Raw genomic sequence first — 19961 nt, 5'->3', positions numbered from 1 at the left:
CCTTCCGGTGGTGGGGTGGTGGTGCGGGTGGCGGCTATCCCTTCACGGCGCCGAGCATGATCCCGGAGACGAAATAGCGCTGGATGAAGGGATAGACCGCGAGGATCGGCAGGATCGTCAGCACGATGGTCACGGACTGGATGGTGGCGGCGGACTGGACGACGTCGCCGGCACTGCCGAGGCCGCCGCCGGTCTGCGTGGCGTCTGTCGCGCCCGCGATCAGGTTGCGCAGATAGACGGTCACCGGGAGCAGGTCCTGGCGGTCCATGTAGAGGAACGCGGCGAACCAGGAGTTCCAGAACGAGACGGCGTAGAAGAGCACCATCGTGGCGACCATCGCCTTCGACAGCGGCAGCACGATCCGCAGCAGCGTGCCGTACGTGTTCAGCCCGTCGACGGCCGCGGCCTCCTCCAGCTCGACCGGCAGGCTCTCGAAGAACGCCTTCATCACCAGCAGGTTGAACACGTTTATGGCGTTGGGCAGGGCGATCGCCCACACGGTGTTCTTCAGCCCGAGGCTGGTGACCAGGACGTAGTTGGGGATCAGGCCACCGGTGAAGAACATGGTGAACACGGCGATCCCGACCAGCGCGGTTCGGCCCCGCAGGTGCTTCTTCGACAACACGTACGCGTAACAGGTGGTCAGCACGACGGAGATGAGCGTGGCGACCACCGTGTAGAAGACGGTGTTGCGGTAGCTGACCCAGAACGTCGGGTCCGACGTCACCACCCGGTAGGCGGTGAGGTTGAACCCCCGCGGCACGAGGTTCACCTCACCCGCGACGATGTACGCGTTGTCGCTGAGCGAGCGGGCCACGATGGTGAGGAACGGATACAGGGTCACCACCACGACGCCGGTCAGCACGACGGCGTTCACCACCTGGAAGACCCGGTAGCCCCGGCTGGGCCGGGGGCCACGCGGCCGGGCCGCCGGTTCCCGCGTACGGGCCGGGGTACGGGCCCGCGTGCTCACCACAGGCTCGTTCCCACCGTGCGCCGGGAGATCGCGTTCGCCGACAGCACCAGCGTCAGCCCGATCACGGACTCGAACAGGCCGATCGCGGCGGCGTAGCTGAGGTTCCCGGAGACGATGCCCACCCGGTACAGGTAGGTCGAGATCACGTCCGCCGTCGGGTAGGTGAGCGGGTTGTACAGCAGCAGGATCTTCTCGAAGCCGACGGCCATGAAGGTGCCGATGTTGAGGATCAGCAGGGTCACCATCGTCGGCCGGATCCCCGGCAGCGTGACGTGCCAGGTCTGCCGCCACCGGTTGGCGCCGTCGATGCGGGCCGCCTCGTACAGGTCGCCGTCGACCGTGGTGAGCGCGGCGAGGTAGAGGATGGTGCCCCAGCCGACGGTCTGCCAGACCTCGGAGGAGACGTAGATCGTCCGGAACCATCCGGCCTGCTGCATGAACGGGATCGGCTCACCGCCCACGGCGCGCACCATCTGGTTCACCGTGCCGTCCACCGACAGCAACTGGAGGACCGTGGCGGCCACGATCACGATCGACAGGAAGTGCGGCAGGTAGGACACCGACTGGACGAACCGCTTGAGGGCGCGGTTGCGCACCTCGTTGAGCAGCAGCGCCAGCACGATCGGCAGCGGGAAGCAGAACAGCAGGGTCAGCGCGCCCAGCACGAGCGTGTTGGTGAAAACGCTCCAGAAGGTCGGGTCGGTGAAGAACAGCCGGAAGTACCGCAGCCCGGTCCAGTACTCGCCGAAGATGCTGCCGCCCGGCTGGAAGCGCCGGAACGCGATCACGTTGCCGAGCATCGGCAGGTAGCGGAACGTCAGGAAGAACAGCAGCGGCAGGACGGCGAGCGAGTAGAGCTGCCAGTCCCGGCGCAGGGCCCGCCGCCAGGGCGTACGGCGACTGCGCGGGATCGGGGCTGCCAAACTCGTCCTCCCGCCTGACCGTCGCCTGGAACTTTCCGGTAATACGTCGTAAGCCTTTCGGAAATTTATGGGTATCGTTATCAGCGTGTCAAGAGCGTCGATTGATATCTCCCTCGAGCAGCTCCGCCGCTACGCACCGGCCGTTGCCGAGCCCGCCGACTTCGACCGGTTCTGGCGGGCCACCCTCGCCGCCGCCGCGGCCACCCCGGTGCTCGTCGACGTCCGTTGCGAACCCACCGACCTGCGGCTGGTCGACGTGTGGGACGTGACGTTCGCCGGGTTCGACGGCGAACCGGTCCGGGCCTGGTACACCCGTCCCGCGGGCGTACCGGCGCCGCTGCCGGCAGTGGTGGAGTACCCCGGCTACGGGCGCGGCCGGGGCCTGCCGGGCGAGCGGCTCACCTGGCCGGTGGCCGGTTACGCCCACCTGCTGGTGGACAACCGGGGACAGGCCGGCCTGTACAGCCGCGGCGACACCCCGGACCCGCACGACGCGCCCGGTGGGCCCGGCCCCGCCACGCGGGGGATCCTCTCCCCGGACGACTACCACTACCGCCGCCTCATCACCGACGCGGTCCGCGCGATCGACGCCGTCCGCGTCCTGCCCGGGGTGGACCCGGCCCGCGTCGCCGCGGTGGGCAACAGCCAGGGCGGTGGGCTCGCACTCGCGGCGGCGGGCCTCGTGGACGGCCTCGCCGCGCTTCTGGTCACCGCCCCGTTCCTGTGCGACATCCAGCGCGCCATCGAACTGACCGAGGCGTCCCCGTACGGCGAGATCGCCAGCTACCTGGCGGTGCACCGCGAGGCCGAGGAACCGGTCCGGCGCACGCTGTCGTACGTGGACGGCGTCACCTTCGCCCGGCGGGCCACCGCCCCGGCGCACTTCGGGATCGGTCTGCGCGACGAGGTCTGCCCGCCGAGCACCGGCTTCGCCGCGTACAACCAGTACGCCGCCGCCGGATCGACGGTGCCGTTACGGGAGATGCACACGTACCCGTTCAACGGCCACGAGGGCGGGGAGGCCGTCCACGTCCGGCGGCAGCTGCGCTGGCTCGACACGGTGCTCCGCCCCGCCGGGACGGCAGCCGGCTGACGGGCCCACCGGCAGGGCCCGCGACATCTACCATCCCTGATCATGATCTCGACCATGTGGCGGATTCTCACCCGCCAGATCGACCTCAACCCGGCGCAGGACGACGCCGTGCTGCGCGAGGCGTGCACACAGGCGCGGTACGGCTCCGACATCGGACCGGCCCGGAAGGCGCTGATCGCCACCCGCAACGACTACGACCGCCGGGCCCGGTACGTCCGTGTGCTCGCCGAATCGACAGCTCGTGGGCTGGGATCGCGGATCGACCGTACGACCGGCCGGGTCGACACCACGGACGCGTGGACCGACCGCTGGGTGTCGCGCGCGCCCGCCGATCCGGACGCCCAACTCGTCCGTGCCGGTTCCCTGATGGCGCGGGCGTGGGAGGTGCGCGGCGGCGACTGGGCCTCCAACGTCCGTCGGGAGCAGTGGGTCGAGTTCAGCCGCCTGCTGGACCTGGCCCGGCAGGTGAACGATCTCGCGATGCGGCTCGCACCGGACGACCCCACGCCGTGGGCGCACCGGCTGCGCCTCATGATCGACGAGAGTGCGTCACTGGAGGAGGTCGAGGAGACGTGGCGTGAGCTGACCAAGCGGGATCCCCGGCATCACCAGGGCCACGTGCTCCGGCTGACCTACCACTGCCGGAAGTGGAGCGGCTCGCACGAGGCGATGTTCGACTTCGCCCGCTCGGTCGCCGCCACGGCGCCTACCGGCTCACCACTGCTCGTGCTGCCGGTCCGGGCCGCCGCGGAGTGGGCGCTGTGGGAGCAGGATCGCGAACCTCACGGCGGTACCGCCGACGAGATCGGCGAGCGGTGGCGACAGGATCCGGTCATGCAGTCGGAGCTCGACAACGCGCTGAACCGGTGGTTCCACCAGCCGGCGACCCGGCACGCCGACTGGCTCGACGACGCGAACTTCCTGGCGTACGGGCTGGTGCGCACCGGCCGCGACGCCGAGGCCGCGCCGGTGTTCGCCTCGATCGGCCGGTACGCGACAGGCGTTCCGTGGGCCTGGTGGGGCGACGAGCGGTACGACGCCGTCTTCCTCCGAGCCCGTCGCCGCGCCCGCCGCGCCGCCTGACCACGGCGACGCCGTCACGGCCGCATTCGACTCCCATCGGAGGAGCCGTTCTTACCACTCTCTTACGGGACCGCGCTGGGGCGCACGCGCAGCGTTGCGGAACGCGATGCTGAGGTCCGACCACCGATCGGGGAAGAGGGCCACCACATGGGATCACTGGCACGGCACGGGTTGTCGATAGCGACGGTCTCCACTCTGACGGCGGGTGTGCTGCTCCTACCGGTCACGCCGGTCGCGGCCGCGACCCCTTCTACGTGGACGGCGACGATCCCCACGCTGATCCACGAGAGCCGGCTGACCGACGTGGCCGCCGCCGGCCCGAACAACGCCTGGTCCGTGGGCTACCAGGCGTCGACATACACGGGGTACTCGATCGACCAGCCGTACGCCCTGCTGCGGTGGAACGGGCGGACGTGGACGGAACGGCGTCTGCCGCACCAGGCGTATCTGCTGTACAAGGTGGACGCGGCGGGCGCCCGGGACGTCTGGACGGTGGGCTCCCGGCGCCTCGGCGAGTCGTACGCCGGGCACTTCGACGGCGTGACCTGGACGGCGCACGCGCCGTGGCCCGCCCCGGCGGGAACCTCGGAGCTGCTGGACGTGGCCGCGACCGGCGGCGGACGGGCCGTGTTCGTCGGCCACGACGGCGGCCGGCCGCTGGTCGTCGAGGGCGGCACCGGTCAGTTCGGCCGGGTCGCGGTGCCGGGGACGGAGGGAATCAACGGTGTCCTGCGCGGGGTGGCGCGCACCGCGGACGGTGGCGTGTTCGCTGCCGGGGAGCGGTACGTCGCCGACGCGCCCTACCCGGAGCCGATGATCGCGCAGCGCGTCGGCGGGTCGTGGCGGGTGGCGCCGCTGCCGTCGATCCCGAGCGCCCGGCTCACCGGCGTGTGGGCCCGCTCGTCGACCGACGCCTGGGCGGTCGGCACCCAGGACTACGACTCCGCCCCCAAGCCGGTCATCCTGCACTGGGACGGCCGGACGTGGCAGCGGGTGGCCGGACCGGCACCGGCCGGCTGGGCCTACGCGGTCGCGGGCGACGCGAACGGAAACGTCTGGATCAGCGGCACGAACCCGATTCCGCCGTACGTCGAGTACCCGGGCACGCTGCTGCTGCGCTACACCGCCGGGCGCTGGAGCGTCGCGTACGGGCCGAAGGTCGAGGGCAACGATCCGAGCCTGGACGCCCTGGCCAACATCCCGGGGACCTCGTCGTTCTGGGGGAGCGGCACGGTGTCGACAGCCGGGCTCCGCCTCACCGCAGTGATCGAGCGGACCAGGTGAGGGTGGGGGCGTGAGCGCGGCACCGCTCACGCCCCGCCACCCTGGCACCCGGCGGAGGAACTACCGCCCGGGGGTCAGCACCGAGCGCGTCAGCGCGGTCAGCCCGGCATCCCAGCGCTCGTCGGGCCAGTCGCGGAGGTGCTCGACGAGATCGCTGCGCACCGCGGCCAGCAGGGCGTGCGCGAGGAACTCCGCCGACTCGGGGCCCCGGGCCTCGGACACGATGGCGGTCAGTCTCGCGTGCCACTCCTCGTACGACTCGTTGCGATAGGGGCTTCCGCTGCCCGCGTTCTCCAGGGCCAGCGTGAGGACCCGGTTGGCCCGCTTGAACCGGACCAGCTCCCGCAGCAGATGCAGGGCGCGGTCCGCCGGCGAGTCGCCGGGCAGGCTCGTCGCGAGTGACGCCTGGAGCTGTTCGCCGCGTGCGCCGTAGAGGGCGCGGACGAGGCCCAGCCGGTCGCCGAAGTGGCGGAACAGCGTGCCCTTGCCCACGCCGGCGGCAGCGGCGACGTCGTCCATGGAGATCCGGTCGGGGTCGGTCGCCGCCTCGAACAGCCGATCGGCCGCGGCGAGCACCGCCTCCCGATTCCGCGCGGCGTCAGCACGCACTCCTGCCCCCTCTCGCAAACGGACCGTCAGTCCGCTATGGTGAAGCGGACCGGCCGTCCGCTTATCGTAGATCACCGCGGGCGGCCCGCCGACAGGAAGGAACAGCAGTGCCGAGTACCGCCACCGATGTGTTCCACCAGGCCCTGGACCGTCTGCTCGCCAAGGACATGCCGAGCTTCATCGCCCTGTTCGCCGACGACGCCGTCATGGAGTTCCCGTTCGCGCCGGCCGGGCGGCCCAGCCGGGTGGCCGGCCGCGCCGAGCTGCACGACTACCTCATCGACTACCCGCGGACCCTGGACATCCGCGAGATCGCCGACGTCACGGTGCACCAGACCGCCGACCCGGAGGTGATCGTCGCCGAGTTCACCGCCACCGGCGTCGTCGTCGCCACCGGCGAGCCGTACCGCCTGCGCTACATCGCCGTCCTCACCATCAGGGCCGGGCGGATCGTGCGCTACCGCGACTACTGGAACCCCCTGGCCGTGCGGGAACTGTTCGGCGAGGGGGTGCGGGCATGATCCTCGTCGTCGGAGGCACGGGAACGACAGGCCGGCTCGTCGCCGCGAGACTCGCCGCCGCCGGCCGCCGGGCCCGCGTCGCCAGCCGCCGGGCGTCCGCCGAGGGCGTCCGCTTCGATTGGTACGACCGCAGCACGCACGACACGGCGCTGGACGGGGTGACAGGGCTCTACCTGATCGCGCCCCTCGGCGACGCCGACCCGGCGCCGACCATGCTGCCGTTCCTGGACCTGGCCCGCCGCGCCCGGGTACGGCGGGCCGTCCTGCTCAGCTCGTCGGCGATCGAGGCCGGCACGCCGGGACTGGGCGAGGTGCAGGCCCAGCTCGGCGAGATGATCCCCGAGTGGGCGGTGCTGCGACCGTCCTGGTTCATGGAGAACTTCGTCGGCGACCATCCGCACGCCGCGAGTGCCCGGGACCGTGGCGAGATCGTCAGCGCCACCGGCGACGCCCGCGTGGGCTTCGTCGATCCGGCCGACATCGCCGAGGTGGCGGTGCGTGCCCTCACCGACCCGGCGCCCCACGACACCGAGCACGTCATCACCGGTCCCGAGCGGCTGAGCTACGCCGACGTCGCCGCCACGCTCACCGACCTCCTCGGCCGCCCGGTCCGGCACCGCGCGGTCGACGAGGACGCGCTCACCGCGTACCACGAGGCTCACGGCCTCGCGCCCGACTACGCCCGCTTCCTCGCGGGCCTGGACACGGCCGTCGCCGCGGGCTCGGAGGACCGGGTCACGACGACCGTCGCGGACGTGACCGGCCGGCCACCCCGGACGTTCCGGGACTTCTGCCGCGACCGGCCGGCCGGGGCATCTCGGGCCGTGGACGTCTGAGATCGGCCCCGGCCGCCGTCAGGCGGGGCTGGAGGGCTCGGTCCTGCTCGCGTCGGGCGCCTCGTGCGGCGGTGTGCGGCCACGCGTCGACGCGGCCCGGGCGGCCAGGGAACCCAGCAGCCGCAGGTTGTCGTGTGACGGGCTGCCGGGATCGGTGGTGTAGACGAACAGTGTCTGGTCCGGGTCGCCGGGCAGGGCGAGTGCCTCGTAGTGAAGGGTGATCGGCCCGACCGCCGGATGGTTCATCCGCTTCGTGCCGTGCGTGCGTTCGTGCACGTGGCGGCCGTTCCACCAGGTCCGGAACTCCGGGCTCTTGATGCTCAACTCGCCGACCAGCTCGCTGAGCTGCGGATCGTCGGGATTACGCCCGGCGTAGAGACGCAGCGTGCCGACCACGTCGGCGGCCACCGTGGGCCAGTCCAGGAAGGCGTCGCGGGCGCCCGGGTCGAGGAAGACCCACCTGATGTAGGTGCGGTGCCTCGGCGGCAGGAGCGTCCAGTCGGTGAGGAGCGCGCGGGCGAGGGCGTTCGAGGCGAGTACGTCCGTGCGGCGGCCGAGGATGAGCGCGGGGTGTTCGGTCATCGAGGCGAGCAGTTGGTGCATCGCCGGGCGTACCCGTTGGGCCGGCGTCTGCCGGCTGCTGCGCCTCGCCGGCCGCGCGAGGTCGGCGAGGTGGGCGCGGGCGGCGGCATCGAGCTGGAAGACCCGCGCCAGGGCGTCGACGACGGCCGCCGACGGGCTGGCGTGCCGGCCCTGTTCGAGGCGGGTGTAGTAGTCGACGCTCACGCCGGCGAGCATCGCCACCTCCTAGCGGCGCAGCCCGCGGACCCGGCGTCCCTGCGCCGCGGCGGCGATGCCGGCCGCCTCCGGAGTCAGGTCGGCCCGGCACTGACGGAGGAACCGCCCCAGGTCTGAGTGTCCCGCCATGACTCGATGATCCGCCGCGAACGCCGTCCGCGACACCGTCTGGGTGGGTACGCCGTTCCCAGGCAGCGCTGGGCTCGTCCGGCTGTGTTCTCGGCCGTCTGTCGTACCCACGATTGATCTGTGTCCCAGCCCGGGGACACGACGACATCGAGATCGGGAGTTCCCATGCCTTACCCCACCGCAGGTCCGGCCACGTGGTTCGTCACCGGCACGTCCCGCGGCATCGGCCTCGCACTGGTCACGCAGCTGCTGGAGCGGGGCGACAACGTCGCGGCGACGACCCGCTCGGCCGAGCGTCTCGCCGCGGCCCTCGGCCCGGTCGACAGCGAGCGGCTGCTTCCCCTCGAACTCGACCTGACCGACGAGGCGGCGGTGAGGGCGGCAGTCCGGGCCACCACCGACCGTTTCGGCGGGATCGACGTCGTGGTCAACAACGCCGGCTACGGCTTCCTCGGCGCGGTCGAGGAGGCGGGCGACGCCGAGGTCCGGACGATGTTCGAGGTGCAGGTCTTCGGCGTCTGGAACGTGCTCCGCGCGGTCCTGCCCGGCATGCGCGCCGCCCGCAGCGGCCACATCGTCAACGTCTCCTCGATCCTGGGGCTGACCGCCTTCCCCGGCTGGGGCCTCTACTGCTCGGCGAAGTACGCCCTGGAGGGCCTGTCGGACGCGCTCGCGGCCGAGGTCGCGCACCTCGGCATCACTGTCACCGTCGTGGAACCCGGGTACACGCGTACCGACTTCCTGCGCCCCTCGTCGCTCGGCCTGCCGGCGACCACCACCGACGGCTACGAGGCGGTCCGCGAGATGACCGAGGCGCACCTGGCCATGCCCGGCACCCAGCTCGGCGACCCGGTCAAGGCCGCGGCCGCCGTCGTCGAGGTGGCGGTGGGCGGCAAGGCCCCGCTGCACCAGGTGCTCGGCTCCGACTCCTACGACCTGGCCAAGGCCCGCGTGGCGACGTTGCTCGCCGACATCGAAGCAGGCCGCGAACTCGCGCTCACCACTGACGCCGACGGCGCCTGACCGTCTCGCCGACGGGTCGCGCGCTGACGTGCAGCCGGACAGCTCGGCGTCGATCCGGTGTTGTCGGAGGCCGTGGCTATCCTTTCGCGGTGTCGTACGCCGATCTCACTTCCGCGCAGTGGAACGACCTCTCCGACAGCGCCGCCGGCCGGCTGGCGCAGGACATCGCCGGCCGGCACGAGCTGACAGTGGCCGGTGTGGAGAACAGGGCGTACGCGGGCCGGTCGCACCGCACGGCCCTGTTCGACCGCGGCGGGATGCGGTTCGCGCTCGTCCCCGGCGGCCGCCCGGCGCTCGGCTACGACGCGGCCCGGTTCCGTCCCGCGGCGCACCAGACCGCCGACTACGCCGACAGCGCCGCCGAGTTCGGCCTCCCGTCGCTGACCGAGTACGTCGACTCGATGACGTCGCCCGTCCGCGACGTCGACATGCGGGCGATGCTGGTCGCGGTGGACGCCTTCGACCCGTGCGAGGTGCCGCTGGCGCCGGACGACCCGCGCGTGCGCGAGCTGGTCGCGGCGGCCGGGGGCCGGTTCGGCGGGGTGCGCACCTTCCGGTCCGGTGACGGGCTGACCGTGGAGTTCGACCGGACGACCGGGAAGGTGGTGCGCGCCCGGGCGATCCGCGAGGTCTCCTACGACGACGCGATGGCCGGGCTGGCCGACCTCGGCCTGCGCACGACCACTCCGGACGAGTGGGAGTGGGCGTGTGGCGCCGGTGCGGCGACGCTGTTCCGCTGGGGCGACGACTGCCCCGGCGACGGCTACCCGTACGACCACAGGACCGGCCCGCACCGGCAGGAGAACCTCTGGGGTCTGGCGATCGGGCAGGATCCCTACCGGCACGAGGCGACGACCGAGCGCACCGTCGTGTGCGGTGGCGACGGCGGCGGTGCCACCTGCGGCGGCAGCGGCTTCTTCCTGGGCTGGCTCACCCTGGCGACCGCGTACCGCGACGAGGATTTCGGCCGGTGGACCGCCTCCGACGACGGGTACGCCGACGAGATCCTGACCCGGCCCGTCGTCGAGCTGGGCTGAGGCCCGGATGGACGCCAGGACCGGCGAACCCCTCCGCCCGGTGGGCGATGACTGATCGTCCGCTGCTGTTCCTGGACGTCGACGGGACGCTCCTGCCCTTCGGCGGCTCCGCCGGGCCGCCGGAGGACGGTGTCAACCCGCTGCTGGCCGGTCTGGACGCCGGGCACGGCCGCCGGCTCGCCGCGTTGCCGTGCGATCTGGTGTGGGCCACGACCTGGATGCACGATGCCAACGAGGTGCTCGCGCCGCGGCTCGGCCTGCCTCCGCTGCCGGTCGTCGACTGGCCGGACGACGAGGACGACGACGGTCGGCTGCACTGGAAGACGCGGCGACTCGTCGAGTGGGCCGCCGGACGCCGGTTCGTCTGGCTGGACGACGAGATCACCGACGCCGACCGGAGGTGGGTAGCAGGGAATCACGGCGCGCCGGCGCTCATGCACCGCGTCGATGCGCGTCGAGGCCTCACCGACGCGGACCACCAGGCTGTCGCGCGATGGCTGAGGGGATAGGCCTTGTGCCGGCGTCCGCGCGCCCTAAGCGACCCGGTCTCGTGGCAACGCCCGGGTGGGCAGCACCAGGACCTTCCCGTCCTCCTTCTCGACGAGGCCGATCTCGACATCGGGAAGGTCCGACACGGACACGGTCTCCTCGGCCGCGAGCTGACGCAGGCGGCCCGGCCATTCGAGCAGGTTGTTCACCTCGCCCTGGGTCAGCAGGCGATCGGTGAAGCTCTTGGTGGGTGCCCGCAGCCGCAGGTCCGCGAGGGCGCCGAGGAGCGCGTGCAGTTCGTCCTGTAGTTCGTCCACGCTCCGCTGCTCGTCCTGCAGCATGGCGGTGAAGCGGCGGAAACTGAGCTCGGGCGACTTCTGGGCGTGCTCCACGGCTTGCAGCACCGCGACCCGTCGCTTCGTCGCGATGGCCAGTGAAGCCAGCCGGAGCTCGACGCGGAAGGCGCCGTCGGGCTTGTCGATCCCGGGGAAGGCCTTGATGAGGTCGGCGACCTCCACCCCGTCGGAGGAGAACGCCGCGACCTTCGCCCGCCATGCGCCCGCCCTGCGTCGGGCCGCGGCGATGGCGGTGTCGACGGTGTGTACGGCCGCGTCCAGCCCGAGGGAATGTCCCGCCTCACCCTTGTCGAGCAGGAGGGCGGTCGCCCGTTCGACGGCCGCCGTCGCGCCGTGGAGGCGGTCGCGTTCCGCGTCGAGGTTCTCGGCGGTCAGCTCCTCGAGAAGCTCGGTGACCCTTTCCATGGCCTTACGACGCTGCTCTTCGGCGTAGACGCTCGCGGCGGTCGCCACGGCGAGCAGGATGAACGATGCCGCGGCGGTGACGATACCGGCGGTGGTCGCCGCCTTCGCGGTGCCGCTCACCGCCCCCGTGACGCCTGGCCGGGACGCGTCGGCCGCCACCGGTACGAAGGTGGCCTTCTGCACGATGCCCGTCTTGCCGAGGATGTCGCCGTGGATGCCACCCGCGACGGCCTTGGACGGCATGGACCGGACGAGACCGTCACCGAGCTGCGAGGCCACCGACCTCGGCACCACCATGCGGTACAGCGTCTCCGTCGACCCTGCGGCGGCCGTCGCCGCGGACCCGGCATTCGGCGTCTTCAGCAGTCGTCGGAGCTCCATCGCGAGCGGCGACGCGGCGTCGAGGAGTCGTCCCCCTCGGACGTCCGTCATCGGCGGAAGCGGGTACGCCTCCACCGTGACGAGCGGCGTGTCGAGGAAGGCGGCGAGCGCCTGCCGCAGCCCGGCGAGCCGCTCCGGTGACATGCCCTTGTGGTCCACGGGAAGCTCCGCCGCCCGCGAGATCTTCCCGGGCTCCGTCGCCAGGGTCCACACCGGCACCTGCTGATGGTCCGTCACGCCGTTCCGCCGTTCCTAGTCGTGGCGAGCGCCATGAGACTAGCCAGTGCGTCGCTGATCGGCAGACCCGTGTCTGCCACCGGACACGGCCTGTCATGCTCGAAACGATGACCACCGAGCGCCCACGCGGCTCCCGTCTCCCGCGCGTCCTGCTGATCGTCGGCGTCCTCGGGGCGCTCGCTGCCGTCGCGGCGGTCGTGGTGCCGCTGGTGCGGCCGCCCGGCCCGCGACCGGACTTCCAGCTCCCGGTGGCGTGCGGCGAGACGTGGCGGCTGTCCACCTATCCGGGGCACGACGACTACGACGTCGACCTCTTCCCGACCTCGGGGGAGGCTTGGGGGAGGCCGGTGCTCGCCTCCGCCGACGGCACCGTCACCGTCGCGGGGATCAACGGCTCGCTGGGCGGCCGCACCCCGCAGGATCCGGACGGGCCGCGCGGGCGCGGCGGCGGTTACTGGGTGAAGATCGACCACGGTGGCAAGTGGGAGACGCAGTACCTGCACCTGCTCGAACCGCCGTCGGTGCAGGCCGGTCAGCGGGTGGCCCGGGGCGACCAGCTCGGGCGGGTCGGCAGCACCGGGAACTCCGGGGCCCCGCACCTGCACTACGAGCAGCGCCGCGGCTGGGAGAAGGTGGAGGCCCACTTCGACGGCGTGCCCTCCGGGATCACGTCCGACGACCGCGAGTACTCGGTGCGGCTGACGAGCGCGAACTGCGCGCCGCCGCGCCAGTGACCGGGGCGGTCAGCGTCCGTCGGTGGTGGCCCGGGTGCGGCGGGCCTTCCCGATTAGGCCGAGGTGGGTGTGCTCGAACCCCTCGCCCGTCTTGAGGCCGTACCCCAGCGCGCGGTCGACGGCGATGTGGAACGCCCACGCGACGGCCAGGACGCCGAGCCAGTCGATCCGGTCGTCGGACGCGGCCGCCGCCACGGCCACCGCGCCGAGCGCCGCCGGCAGCGCGTACGAGTGCGCCAGGTTGTAGCAGGCGGCACCGAGGCGCGGCCCGCGCAGGTAGCCGAGCATGGACAGGTCGAAGACGAGGAAGAGGGCGAGCAGCGACCACCACGGGTATCCGGCCGCGACGGTCACGACGACGGCGAGGACAGCGACGACGGCGGCCTCGACGCGCTGCGTCGTCACGGGGTTGAGCTGCGGCATCTCCCACCTCGATGTCGGTGCCGGGGCCGGCGCGGAGGCGGCCGGCTCGCGCCGTCGGCCTGCCCGGACAGCGTACGCAGGCGACTGTGGGCCGGTGCGTCGAGGTCATTGACGCACCACGGTGACGCCACGGCCGGTTACCATCCCGAGTCATGGCGAGATACGTCGCTCTGCTGCGCGCGGTGAACATCGGTGGCGCCAGTTCCATGGCGATGGCGGAGCTGAAGGAGGTCTTCGTCTCCTGCGGCTTCGACCAGGTGGCGACCTACATCCAGAGCGGCAACGTGGTGTTCGGCTGCCCGGAGACCGACGAGGCCGCGATCCTGGCCGAGATCGGCCGGGGCATCACGCGGCGGTGGGGCCGGGACGTGCCGGTGCTGCTGCGCAGCCTGGCCGAGCTGGACGCGATGATCGCCGCGAATCCGTACGTCGACGCGCAGACCGATCCGACGAAGCTGCTGGTGACGATGCTCAGCAGCGACCCCGGCGCGGACAAGCAGGCGGCGCTCGCGTCCCCGCCCGGCGAGACCGGGACGCTGACGCTCGTCGGCCGGGACGTGTTCGTGCACGTGCCCGACGGGTACGGGCGCAGCAAGCTCGGCAACGCCTTCGTGGAGAGGAAGACGGGTGTGGTCGGCACGACCCGCAACTGGCGCTCGGTGCTGAAGTTGCGTGAGATGGCGGCGGCCTGACCCGGCGCCGGGCGCGAGGGGCGTCGTCGAGGTGACTGTGCAGTTCCGGGTGCTGGGCCCGCCGGAGGTGGTCCGGAACGGCCGGGTGGTGCCCCTCGGCGGGCCGAAGCAGCAGGCACTGCTGGCCCTGTTCCTGCTGCGCCCGAACCGGTTCGTCGCCGCCGACTGGCTTGTCGACGCACTCTGGGACGGACGGCCGCCGGCCAGCGCCCAGACCACGCTGCGCACCTACGTCGCCGGGCTGCGCCGGGCCGTGGAACCGCAACGCTCCCACCGCGAGCCGGCGCGTGTCCTGCGCAGCCACCCCCGGGGGTACGAGCTGCGGGTGGACGCCGACGCCGTGGACGCGGTCCGGTTCGGCGCCCTGGTGGACCGGGCGGCGGACGCGCTCGCGGGCGGGCGGCCGGAGTCCGCCGAACGGACGTACACCGAGGCGCTGGCGTTGTGGCGTGGTGAGCCGCTGGCGGGCGTGGCCGACCTGGCCGCGGTGCGCCCGGAGGCGGCCCGGCTGGCCGAGCTGCGGGTGAGCGCCGAGGAGGGGCGGCTGACAGCGGCCGTCGCCGCGGGCCGGCACGCGACGCTGCTGCCGGAGCTGCGCCGGTTCGTGGCGGCGCATCCGCTGCGCGAGGGCGCCCGGGCGCAGTTGATGCTGACGCTGTACCGGTCGGGGCGGCAGACCGAGGCGCTCGCCGTCTTCGACGAGGGCCGCCGGATCCTGGCCGACGAGTACGGGATCGACCCGGGGGAGCAGATCCGGGCGGCGCACCGGCTGATCCTGGAGCAGGCCGTACCGCAGGACGCCGGCAGCCCTGCCGACACCGGCGTCCGGGCGGCCGCCGAGACGGCCCCGGAGCGGGACGTCGAGGCGCTGGTGGGGCGGGATGCGGAGCTGGACCGCCTGCGGGGGGCGATGGACTCGGCGACCGGGCAGGGCGGGCGGGTGCTGACGCTGGTGGGGGAGGCCGGCATCGGCAAGACCAGCCTCGCCGCGGCGCTCGGCGCCCGCGCCGCCGCAGCCGGCGTCCCGGTGGTCTGGGGTCGCTGTCCGGACGTCGGGCAGGCGCCGCCGTTCTGGCTGTGGAGCCAGGTGGTACGCGCGCTGCTGGCGCTGCCGCACACCCGCGCCGCCGGGTCGGCGAGCCGGCTGGACGGGTTCGCCGCGGGCGCGCCGAGCGGACCGGCCGACGGTCGCGGACTGGACCCCACGGCGCGGTTCCAGGTGTACGAGGCGGTGGCGGACCTCGTGCACGCGGCGGCCCGGGAACGCGGGCTGCTCGTCGTCCTCGACGACCTGCACGCCGCCGACCCGGACTCGCTGCTGTTGCTGCGGTTCCTCGCCACCGCCCTGCCCGCGTCCCGGGCGCTGGTGGTCGCCACGCTGCGCCCGTACGACGACGATCCGGCCCTGGTGGCGACCGTGGCCGAGCTGGCGCGCGGACGCGGCTTCGGTCAGGTCCGGCTCGCCGGGCTGGACGCCGCGGCGGTCGCCGACCTGGTCCGGGACCGCACCGGCGTGGCGCCGCCGGAGCCGCAGGTGACCCGGCTCGTGACCCGCACCGGCGGGAACCCGTTCTTCCTCACCGAGCTGCTGCGGTCCCGGGCCGGCGCGGGCGCCGACGCGGAGCTGCCGCCGAGCATCCGGGACACGGTACGGCTGCGGCTGGCCGGGCTGCCCGCTGCCACCCGGCGCTGCCTCGACCTGCTCAGCGTCGCCGGACACGACGTGGACCTGGCGGTGCTCGCGGCGGCGCTGCACAGGACGGCCGAGGCTGTCGCCGAGGACCTCGCCCCGGCGTACCCGGCCGCGCTGGTGGTCGAGACCGGGCCGGGTGCGCTCGCGTTCCGCCATCCGCTGATCGCCGAGGTCACCTACGCCGAGCTGGTCCCCCCGCGCCGGGCCGCGCTGCACGCCCGGCTGGCCGCCGCGTACGAGCGGACCGCGGGCGCCGCACCGGCGGAACTGGCCCACCACTACGGCGAGGCGATCGGGCTGGGCCACGGCGAGGACCACCTGCGGTGGTCGCTGCGCGCCGCCGACGACGCCACCCGCCGGGTCGCCTACGAGGACGCCCTGGGCCACCTGGAACGTGCCGCGCTCCGGCTCGCCCCCGCCGCGCGGGTGTCGCCGGACGCGGCGCACACCGAGCTGACCGTCCAGTTGCACCGCGCGGCCCTGCTCCAGATGACTGTGGGCGTCGGCAGCGACGCGGTCGACCGGGTCTGCGCCCGGGCCCGCGAGCTGCTGGCGCTCGTCGGGCCGGACGCGGACATCCGCCACGCGCTGTGGGCGCTCGGTGAGCTGGCCGCCAACCGGGCCGAGTTCGCGATCTGCGCCGACCTCGCCGGGCGGCTCGTCCGGGCGCCCGACGACGGCAGCGGGCTGCTCGCCGTCGCCGGGGAGTACCTGCTGGGCGCGGTCGGCTACTTCACCGGCCGGCAGGCCGACGGCGAGCGGCGGCTCACCGCCGGGATCGAGCGGCTGCGTACCGTCGACCGGGCGCTGCTGCGCCGCGAGGTGGGCCGGCGTCCGGTGCTGGCCTGCCACAACTTCCGGGCGCTCGTACGCTCGATGCGCGGCGATCCGGCCGGTGCGTGGGCGGACATCGCCGCCGCGGAAGCCCTCGCCGATGAACTCGACGACGCGTACGGCCGCGCGAACGCGGCGCTCTACGCGGCCTGGCTGGCGATGCAGGAACACGACGTGGCAGCGGCCGACGCGGCGGGCCGGCGGTGCCGGGACATCGGGCGGGACACCGGTCTGCCGCACATGACCGCTACCGGCGCGTACTTCCTGGAGTGGGCCGCGGCGCGCGGCGGCGACCACGGCCGGCTCGACGCGATGCGCGCCGCCGCCGACGAGTTCTACCGGCCCGGGCTGCGGTCCACCCGGACCATCACGCTGTGCGCGATGGCCGAGGCGTACCTGGCCGCCGGTCGTCCGGAGACCGCGGCGACGCTGGCCGGGGAGGCGCTGGCGGTGGCGGACCGGGTCGGTGAGCGCGTCTTCGTCGCGGAGCTGCACCGGATCCGCGGCGCGGCCCGGCGCGACCGCGCGGAGTGGGACCTCGGCGCGCGGATCGCCGCCGGCCAGGGCGCGGGTCTGCTGCTGCCCCGGTTCGCCGCCTTCTGACCGGCGTGGAGGCCCGCCTCCACGCCGTCTCCACACCCCTTCCACACCGGACTGGTGCCCTGACCGGTGCCGGACGGCGCAGAGTCGTCCGGACCACGTTCCGAAGGGGCACCACGATGGAATCAGTTCAGCCGCCGGCTCACCAGGAGGTCCAGGAGGTCGAGGTCGCCGTCATCGGCTGAGGGCCGGTGGGCGCGCTCACCGCCAACCTGCTCGGCGCCCGCGGCGTCACCACGCTGGTCGTGGAGCGCAGCGCGACGCCGCACGGCCAGCCGCGGGCCTTCTCCTGCGACGACGAGGCGTTGCGCATCTACCAGCAGGCGGGCCTGCTCGACGAGATACGCGACGAGACGATCGCGCCGCCGCTCGTCGAGTACGTGAACGGCGCGGGCCGGGTGTTCGCCCGGATGAGGCTGTCCGAGACGGACTTCGGGTACGGGCACGCGCCGCTGCGCTTCTTCGACCAGCCGCGACTGGAACACACGCTGCGCGCCGGGCTGGACCGCTTCCCGCACGTGCGGCTCGCGCTCGGCACCGAGCTGGTCGGCCTGACCCAGGACGAGGACGGCGTGACGGTGCTGCTGTCCGACGTGGTCACCGGGCAGCGGCGGGCGGTCCGCGCCCGGTACGTGCTCGGCTGCGACGGCGCTCGCAGCGCCACCCGCGCCGCCGTCCGGATCCCGCTGTCCGGGGCGAGCTACGCCGAGCCGTGGCTGGCCGTCTCCGGCGACGTGCCGTCCGACGCGGTACGGGTGCCGGACACCACGTTCGTCTGCGACTGGCGGCGCCCGGCCTTCGTGTCCCCCGGGGCGGCCGGCAGCTACCGGATGGAGTTCATGCTGCGCCCGGGCGAGACCGAGGACGAGATGCGGCGACCGGAGACCATCGCCGCGCTCGTCTCGCCGTATGTCGACCCGGACCGGTTCGCCGTCACCCGGGCGGTGGTCTACACCTTCCACCACCTGGTCGCGCAGCGGTGGCGGGAGGGACGGGTGTTCCTGCTCGGCGACGCCGCCCACCAGATGCCCCCGTTCATGGGCCAGGGCCTGTGCAGCGGCCTGCGCGACGCGGCGAACCTGTCGTGGAAGCTGTCGCTGGTGCTGTCCGGCGCCGCCGACGCCGCCGTGCTCGACACGTACGAGTCCGAGCGGCGTCCGCACACCGTGGAGATGGCGCAGACGAGCGTCCGGCTGGGACGCGTCTTCCTGGCCCGCAACCGGGTCACCGCCGGGGTACGCGACGCCGCGCTGCGGGCGGTCCAGACGATCCCCCGGGTACGGCGGTTCGTGGAACGGTTCGAGTTCAAGCCGGTGCCGGCGTACCGGCGGGGCCTGATGGCCGGCGGGCGGCGCGACGGGGTGGTCGGAACGATGTTCCCCCAGCCGCGGGTCCTCGTTCCGGGCGCGCCCGGGGAGCGTCTGCTCGACGAGGTGCTCGGCGACGGCTTCGCCGTGCTGGGCCGCGCCGGTGTGGCCGACCCGCTCGGCGCGTGGCGACCGGGGCTGCCGGTGCGGTTCGTCGCGGTCCACCCGTCCGGCACGCGGCTCGCCGACCTGCCGGATCCGCCCGCTGGCCCACCGGCGACCGGCGGTCCGGACCGGGTCGACGTCGTGGACGCCGACGGGGTGCTCGGCGGGTGGCTGCGGCGGCACGGCGCCGACCTGGTGGTGCTGCGGCCGGACCGGTTCGTGTTCGCCGTGGTCACGGCCGGTGGCGTCGAGCAGGCCGCACGGGACCTTTCGGCCGCCCTCGGCGTACCGCCGGACGGAGACCGGACCCGGGCGGACACCTCGGGACTCGCGGCGGCCCCGGGCTCGTGACCTGACGTCCGGGAGCAGTGCCTATCATCGCGCACTGTGGACGGTGCGGAGGTCGACCGGTTGACTGTCGACGGGGTGGGTTCGATAGCGCACCTGCTGCCGAGGTCACGCGGTCGGTGCGGCATCTACGAGCTGACCTTCGCCGACGGCGAGCGGTACGTGGGGCAGGCCGTCGACGTGGTGGCCCGGTTCGGCATGCACCGCCAGAAGTGGCACGACATCGTCGAGATCGCCTTCCGGCGCGTACCCCGCGACCGGCTCGACGACGAGGAGCGGGAGCAGATCCGCAGGCGGGAGTCGGCCGGGGTGCGGCTGCGCAACGTCGTGCACACCGCCGGCCGGCTCGGCGCCGCCGAACTGGACCTGATCCTGCCCCCGTCGGAGCAGGAACCCCGGCTGGCCGGCGACGAGCCCTGCCCGATCCCCCTCGCGCTCCGCGAGGGGGACGCCGACCTGCGCCGCCGGACCCCCACCAGTTCGACCGGCTGCGCGCCGACGCCCGGTTCACCGACGGGATGGCCCGCCTGATCGGGGCGTACCTGCGCCTCACGATGCCCGTACCGGAGCAGACCGAGCGCGACTTCTGGACACTGACCGCGCTGCCGGGTACCAACTCCGCCAGCTTCCCGCGCCTGTTCACCGTCTCCGTGCACTCGCTGGAGACGCTGTTCGTCTGCCACGACCGGCGGCGGCCGCAGGATCTGCACATCCGCCTGAACGTCGACGAGGCTGCGGCTCGGTCACAGCTGCGCACCCGGCTCCGGCTGCGCGCGATGGGCGCGGCCCGAGCGCACTACCGGGTCCGGCCGGGCGTGCTGGCGCTGCGGTTCGGATCGGTCGACGCCGCGTACGACGCGCTGACCCGGCCGCGGATCGTCAAGGCGGCCCGCCGGCTCAACCTGGACCTGATGAGGAAGGGACCCGCGCTCAACTGGAAGACCCACTGCCCGGACCTCGTCCGGCACGTGCTGTCCGATTGAGC

General features: G+C 73.3%; 20 protein-coding genes. 14 read left to right on the top strand and 6 right to left on the bottom strand.

Annotation, left to right across the window (positions count from 1 at the left end; translation table 11 throughout):
• Positions 1-34: 34 nt before the first annotated feature.
• Both O7611_RS17475 and O7611_RS17470 read right to left on the bottom strand, forming a co-directional pair.
• Positions 35-973, bottom strand: a complete 939-nt coding sequence (locus O7611_RS17475; RefSeq protein WP_269697237.1) for a carbohydrate ABC transporter permease — start codon at positions 971-973, stop codon at positions 35-37.
• Positions 970-1899: an ABC transporter permease gene (locus O7611_RS17470; protein WP_194802752.1), complete on the bottom strand. Its 930-nt coding sequence runs from the start codon at positions 1897-1899 to the stop codon at positions 970-972. The genes O7611_RS17475 and O7611_RS17470 overlap by 4 nt, the downstream gene beginning before the upstream one ends.
• Before the next feature lie 67 nt (positions 1900-1966).
• Here O7611_RS17470 and O7611_RS17465 point away from each other — a divergent pair, with 67 nt between their 5' ends.
• From O7611_RS17465 to O7611_RS17455, 3 genes are all read left to right on the top strand, one after another.
• Complete coding sequence (locus O7611_RS17465) at positions 1967-2992, top strand: acetylxylan esterase (RefSeq protein WP_194802753.1); 1026 nt, start codon at positions 1967-1969, stop codon at positions 2990-2992.
• 42 nt (positions 2993-3034) lie between these two features.
• On the top strand, positions 3035-4075 hold the full coding sequence (locus O7611_RS17460; RefSeq protein WP_194802754.1) for a DUF4034 domain-containing protein: 1041 nt from the start codon (positions 3035-3037) through the stop codon (positions 4073-4075).
• Between the two features lie 147 nt (positions 4076-4222).
• Positions 4223-5359 (top strand): hypothetical protein, encoded by a 1137-nt coding sequence (locus O7611_RS17455; protein WP_269697236.1) that lies wholly within the window; start codon positions 4223-4225, stop codon positions 5357-5359.
• A gap of 60 nt (positions 5360-5419) precedes the next feature.
• Here the strand turns inward: O7611_RS17455 and O7611_RS17450 are convergent, their stop codons facing one another.
• Complete coding sequence (locus O7611_RS17450) at positions 5420-5968, bottom strand: TetR/AcrR family transcriptional regulator (RefSeq protein ID WP_194802756.1); 549 nt, start codon at positions 5966-5968, stop codon at positions 5420-5422.
• Between the two features lie 107 nt (positions 5969-6075).
• Between O7611_RS17450 and O7611_RS17445 the strand changes: the two genes are divergently transcribed.
• Both O7611_RS17445 and O7611_RS17440 read left to right on the top strand, forming a co-directional pair.
• A complete protein-coding gene (locus tag O7611_RS17445; RefSeq protein WP_269697235.1) occupies positions 6076-6489 on the top strand; it encodes a nuclear transport factor 2 family protein in 414 nt (137 codons plus the stop codon).
• Positions 6486-7325: an ergot alkaloid biosynthesis protein gene (locus O7611_RS17440; RefSeq protein WP_194802758.1), complete on the top strand. Its 840-nt coding sequence runs from the start codon at positions 6486-6488 to the stop codon at positions 7323-7325. Before O7611_RS17445 ends, O7611_RS17440 begins: the two co-directional genes overlap by 4 nt.
• 18 nt (positions 7326-7343) lie before the next feature.
• On the opposite strand, the gene O7611_RS17435 is transcribed toward O7611_RS17440, so the two are convergent.
• Positions 7344-8123, bottom strand: coding sequence for a helix-turn-helix transcriptional regulator (locus O7611_RS17435; protein WP_269697234.1), 780 nt, complete (start codon positions 8121-8123; stop codon positions 7344-7346).
• Between the two features lie 294 nt (positions 8124-8417).
• Here O7611_RS17435 and O7611_RS17430 point away from each other — a divergent pair, with 294 nt between their 5' ends.
• The 3 genes from O7611_RS17430 (at position 8418) to O7611_RS17420 (ending at position 10821) form a co-directional block, all read left to right on the top strand.
• Entirely contained in the window at positions 8418-9275 is an 858-nt protein-coding gene (locus O7611_RS17430) for an SDR family NAD(P)-dependent oxidoreductase (RefSeq protein WP_269697233.1), read from the top strand.
• Positions 9276-9364: 89 nt separating this feature from the next.
• Positions 9365-10312 (top strand): hypothetical protein, encoded by a 948-nt coding sequence (locus O7611_RS17425; protein WP_269697232.1) that lies wholly within the window; start codon positions 9365-9367, stop codon positions 10310-10312.
• 47 nt (positions 10313-10359) lie between these two features.
• Entirely contained in the window at positions 10360-10821 is a 462-nt protein-coding gene (locus O7611_RS17420) for an HAD domain-containing protein (RefSeq protein WP_194802761.1), read from the top strand.
• A 24-nt stretch (positions 10822-10845) separates the two neighbouring features.
• On the opposite strand, the gene O7611_RS17415 is transcribed toward O7611_RS17420, so the two are convergent.
• Positions 10846-12102, bottom strand: a complete 1257-nt coding sequence (locus tag O7611_RS17415; RefSeq protein ID WP_269697231.1) for a hypothetical protein — start codon at positions 12100-12102, stop codon at positions 10846-10848.
• 185 nt (positions 12103-12287) lie between these two features.
• Here O7611_RS17415 and O7611_RS17410 point away from each other — a divergent pair, with 185 nt between their 5' ends.
• The gene (locus O7611_RS17410) at positions 12288-12914 is read left to right on the top strand and encodes a M23 family metallopeptidase (protein WP_194802763.1); all 627 of its coding nucleotides are present in this window, start codon (positions 12288-12290) and stop codon (positions 12912-12914) included.
• Positions 12915-12923: 9 nt separating this feature from the next.
• Here the strand turns inward: O7611_RS17410 and O7611_RS17405 are convergent, their stop codons facing one another.
• Complete coding sequence (locus O7611_RS17405; protein WP_269697230.1) at positions 12924-13337, bottom strand: DUF4260 domain-containing protein; 414 nt, start codon at positions 13335-13337, stop codon at positions 12924-12926.
• Between the two features lie 152 nt (positions 13338-13489).
• On the opposite strand from O7611_RS17405, the gene O7611_RS17400 reads away from it, so the two are divergent.
• The 5 genes from O7611_RS17400 (at position 13490) to O7611_RS17380 (ending at position 19959) form a co-directional block, all read left to right on the top strand.
• Positions 13490-14029, top strand: a complete 540-nt coding sequence (locus O7611_RS17400; protein ID WP_194802765.1) for a DUF1697 domain-containing protein — start codon at positions 13490-13492, stop codon at positions 14027-14029.
• Positions 14030-14060: 31 nt separating this feature from the next.
• Positions 14061-17159: a BTAD domain-containing putative transcriptional regulator gene (locus O7611_RS17395; RefSeq protein ID WP_269697229.1), complete on the top strand. Its 3099-nt coding sequence runs from the start codon at positions 14061-14063 to the stop codon at positions 17157-17159.
• Between the two features lie 188 nt (positions 17160-17347).
• Positions 17348-18979, top strand: coding sequence for a bifunctional 3-(3-hydroxy-phenyl)propionate/3-hydroxycinnamic acid hydroxylase (locus tag O7611_RS17390; protein ID WP_269697228.1), 1632 nt, complete (start codon positions 17348-17350; stop codon positions 18977-18979).
• Between the two features lie 36 nt (positions 18980-19015).
• A complete protein-coding gene (locus O7611_RS17385; RefSeq protein WP_269697227.1) occupies positions 19016-19507 on the top strand; it encodes a GIY-YIG nuclease family protein in 492 nt (163 codons plus the stop codon).
• Positions 19495-19959 (top strand): hypothetical protein, encoded by a 465-nt coding sequence (locus tag O7611_RS17380; protein WP_269697226.1) that lies wholly within the window; start codon positions 19495-19497, stop codon positions 19957-19959. The genes O7611_RS17385 and O7611_RS17380 overlap by 13 nt, the downstream gene beginning before the upstream one ends.
• Positions 19960-19961: the final 2 nt, after the last annotated feature.

Origin of the sequence: Micromonospora sp. WMMC273 (assembly GCF_027460285.1) — a bacterium.
Classification (GTDB): Bacteria; Actinomycetota; Actinomycetes; order Mycobacteriales; family Micromonosporaceae; genus Micromonospora; species Micromonospora aurantiaca.
Note: the sequence above shows the minus strand (reverse complement) of the source record. Positions and strands in the feature narration are given on the sequence as shown.

Coding starts and splice junctions, on each gene's coding strand:
- O7611_RS17465 (WP_194802753.1), top strand. CDS start 1,967: ATGGGTATCGTTATCAGCGTGTCAAGAGCGTCGATTGATATCTCCCTC.
- O7611_RS17460 (WP_194802754.1), top strand. CDS start 3,035: ATGATCTCGACCATGTGGCGGATTCTCACCCGCCAGATCGACCTCAAC.
- O7611_RS17455 (WP_269697236.1), top strand. CDS start 4,223: ATGGGATCACTGGCACGGCACGGGTTGTCGATAGCGACGGTCTCCACT.
- O7611_RS17440 (WP_194802758.1), top strand. CDS start 6,486: ATGATCCTCGTCGTCGGAGGCACGGGAACGACAGGCCGGCTCGTCGCC.
- O7611_RS17435 (WP_269697234.1), bottom strand. CDS start 8,123: ATGCTCGCCGGCGTGAGCGTCGACTACTACACCCGCCTCGAACAGGGC.
- O7611_RS17430 (WP_269697233.1), top strand. CDS start 8,418: ATGCCTTACCCCACCGCAGGTCCGGCCACGTGGTTCGTCACCGGCACG.
- O7611_RS17420 (WP_194802761.1), top strand. CDS start 10,360: ATGACTGATCGTCCGCTGCTGTTCCTGGACGTCGACGGGACGCTCCTG.
- O7611_RS17410 (WP_194802763.1), top strand. CDS start 12,288: ATGACCACCGAGCGCCCACGCGGCTCCCGTCTCCCGCGCGTCCTGCTG.
- O7611_RS17405 (WP_269697230.1), bottom strand. CDS start 13,337: ATGCCGCAGCTCAACCCCGTGACGACGCAGCGCGTCGAGGCCGCCGTC.
- O7611_RS17400 (WP_194802765.1), top strand. CDS start 13,490: ATGGCGAGATACGTCGCTCTGCTGCGCGCGGTGAACATCGGTGGCGCC.
- O7611_RS17380 (WP_269697226.1), top strand. CDS start 19,495: ATGGCCCGCCTGATCGGGGCGTACCTGCGCCTCACGATGCCCGTACCG.